At 70.9% G+C, this 2854-nt stretch carries 2 protein-coding genes; one reads left to right on the top strand and one right to left on the bottom strand.

Translation table 11 applies throughout. The features are described from left to right. Nucleotides 1–1981, bottom strand: a 1981-nt coding sequence (locus ACIRDX_RS22465; RefSeq protein ID WP_396627648.1) for a M20/M25/M40 family metallo-hydrolase, incomplete at its 3' end; no start/stop codon positions are given. Between the two features lie 309 nt (nt 1982–2290). Here ACIRDX_RS22465 and ACIRDX_RS22460 point away from each other — a divergent pair. Next, nucleotides 2291–2854: PEP-CTERM sorting domain-containing protein (locus tag ACIRDX_RS22460; protein ID WP_396627647.1), on the top strand; the 564-nt coding region annotated here is incomplete at its 3' end.

The following is a 2854-nucleotide window of genomic DNA, read 5'->3' as shown; positions in this document are numbered from 1 at the left end:
TCGGGCCGCCGGCGCCGATGTCGAGCCCGGGCTCGTTGCTCGACAGGTCCCAGCGCGCGCTGCCGCGCACGCGATCCTCGAAGAACACGGCCGACCGCTGCAGCGGGCGCTCGGGCGTGTAGGCCGGCGCCATCCAGGTGAGCAGGCCCGTGACCACCATGCCGGTCATCAGTACCGCCCCGGCCACGCCGTGGCGCACGCGCCACTGCAGCCGTCCCACCAGCACCGCGAGGACGGGCGGCCACAGCAGGATGCCCGCGAGGAAGAACACCGCCGGGTACGCCCACGTCGGCGTCACCAGCGGCATGCGCCCGAGCAGCGTCACCACGAACGGCAGCAGCGCCAGCAGGTCTGGCCCCCACAGCACCCACGTGAGGATCGCGACGCACGCGCTCGCGACACGCGCCGGCCACGTACGAACACCGGGAGACGACGCGGCCTGCGCTCCGTTGGCGGCGCCCCCTTCGAGGTAGGGCGCGGTCTCCGACCGCGCCGCTGTCCGTGCAAACAGGATCGTCGGCGCCACCAGCACCACGGCTGCCAGCAGCGGGATCGACACCAGGTACGACGCCGCAGGCGCGAACCGCAGCGCCAGCCCCAGCAACGCGATCCACACCGGCAGCGCCGCGAACCACACGCCGAACGGCGTGCCGTCTGGCGCCACCTTTGGCGGCACCATCGTCGCCACCCGTCGCACCAGCCAGCTCACCGTGACCACCATCATCGTCATGAACGCGAACAGCCGCCACGGATGCGCGAACCACGGATGCAGTTCCGCGCGGCCCGCCCGAACGAGCCATACCGCGCCGACGAGCGCGCCGAGCACCGCCCCCGCCGCGACGATCGCCCACAACGCCGTGCGCACCACGTTGAGCGTCCCGCCCTGCGTACCCGGCACCCGGTACCCCGTACCCGGCTCCTGCGCTGCCGTACCCGGTACCCCGTACCCGGTACCCGGATTCCTTTGAACCTGCCTGAGCATGCCGATCCAGGCGGCGATGCCGAGCACCAGCGTGAGCCAGCCGGCCAGCACGCCGGTGCGCATCGACCACACGAAGGCGACGCGGTCGAGCAGCGAGAAGTACATCGGCGCGTCGGTGCTGCCGACGAGCGAGGGCTGCGCCTCGAGCCGGTCGACCACCTCGAGCACCATCGTGCCGGCGTCCTGCAGCACGCGGTTGGGCACGCGGTCCGGGCGGTCGCGATCTGTGTGGTACGTGTAGCCGTCGCCGGCGGCGGCGAAGTTGATGCCCGTCACGCCGGGCAGGTGCTTGAGCACCGAGAAGTCGGTGTCGTTGGGCAGCGCGTCGTAGATCGACTGCATGTACGAGCCGCCGCGCGGCCGAGACACGCCCGCCCACGCGCGCAGCGCCGGGCTGGTGCCGGGGCCGGTCTCGAACAGCGGGAACGGGCTGGCCGAGCCGATCGCCTCGAGGTTGAGGAACACCTTGAGCCGCGCGCGCACCTCGGGGTCGTCGACGATCGCGCGGGCGCCCTGCAGCCCGTGCTCCTCGCCGTCGGTGATGATCACCATCAGCGTGTAGTTGGGGGTCGGCCGCGCCGCCAGCGAGCGCGTGGCCTCGAGGATCACGCTCGTGCCGAGCGCGGCATCGCCGGCGCCCGGGCCCCAGGCCACGGAGTCGTAGTGCGAGATCAGGCCGATGGCCTCACGGCGCTTGCCCGGCTTGATGGCGATGATGTTGGCCACCCGCGTCGTGACGCCGGCGTCGCGCCAGGCGGCGTCGGCCTCCTGCACCCGCACGTCGAACCCCTGCAGTTGCAGCGTCTCGATGACGTAGGCGCGGGCCTTCTCGTTGGCCGGCGTGCCCGTCCAGCGGCTGCCGATGGAGCCGGCGAGCCGCTCCACGTGGCTGCGCGCGTTGCGGACGTCGAACCGGTCGGCGCGGCTGCATCCGGGCAGCAGCAGGGCGGCGAGGGCGATCAGCGCGGCAGGAAGGCGCCACGTCGTCGGCTGGGGCATGCGGGGGAGCGTAGCAAAGAAATGCCGCGATGCCGGGATGCCGCGATTCCGCGACGCCACCCAGGGGCCAGGTCTCAGGCCTCGTGGCTCGATGGTCTGATGTCACTCGAGGTGCCGACTTTAGTTTTCTTGCAACGGGCCCGCTGGCGCGCGGAAACACCTCCCGACTCGGGGCGACAACTGTCATCGGATAGTCGAGCTGGCGCTCGATTTGCAGAAACGGGCGTGACGCGCCCTCACCTACGTTGTGGCTGGGCAGCTCCGTCGCACCGCGACGCCTGTGTCGCGGCGACTTCACGAAGAGGTCCGATGTCTGCCCTGTTCCGCACCCTCGCCGCCGCGCCGCTCGCGGCCGCCGCCCTGCTGTTCACGGTCGCCAGTGCGACCCCGGCCCACGCCTCGGTGATCTACACGTACACCGGGAACCCGTTCAACGTCCTGCAGGGCAACAGCTACTCGGCGCAGGATGGCGTGGCCGGCGTCATGGAACTCGGCACAACGCTGGGAGCCAACCTTTCCTCGACATCGCTCACCCCGCTGACGTTCAGCTTCTCCGATGGCGTCAAGACCATCACGCAGGCCAACGCCTCGTCAGCGTCGTTCGTCGTGTCCACCGACGGCTTGGGCAACATCACCACGTGGGAGATCAGCCTGGCCATCCCCTTCGGTGTTGGTGGCCCCCCTGTGGTGATCACGACCACGAACACCGCGCAGATGGTCCTCGATCGGGGTGAGGACAACGAGTGCTTCGGGTTTCTTTGCGGCCTCACGTTCGGCGAGGTCCGCAACGCCCCCGGCGGTTGGGAGCCCAAGGTGCCGCCGGTGCCCGAGCCCTCCTCGATGCTGCTGATCGGCGCCGCGCTCGCCGGGTTC

This window comes from Luteitalea sp., assembly GCF_044337415.1.
Classification (GTDB): domain Bacteria; phylum Acidobacteriota; class Vicinamibacteria; order Vicinamibacterales; family Vicinamibacteraceae; genus Luteitalea.
This window is presented reverse-complemented; position numbering and strand designations above follow the sequence as displayed.